At 64.7% G+C, this 272-nt stretch carries 1 pseudogene; it reads left to right on the top strand.

Features of this window, described 5'->3' with window-relative positions:
• Positions 1–272: pseudogene (locus tag AC0IYH_RS31615) on the top strand (alpha-glucuronidase); the annotation flags it as partial.

A 272-nucleotide genomic window follows, 5' to 3' on the forward strand; every position in this document is an offset into this window, starting at 1 on the left:
GCGTGAAGCTGCGCGTCCTCAACCACTGGGACAATCTCGATGGCGTGGTGGAGCGCGGTTATGCCGGCCGCTCGCTGTGGGACTGGTGGACGCTCCCCGACTATAAGGACTCGCGCTACGTCGATTATGCGCGCGCCAACGCGTCGCTGGGCATCAACGGCACCGTCCTCAACAACGTGAACGCGAAGGCCGAAAGCCTGTCGCCGCGCTACATCGCCAAGGCAGCGGCTCTGGCCGACATCTTCCGCCCCTATGGCATCCGCGTCTACCTG

The organism is Pseudomonas sp. AC463, assembly GCF_979253585.1.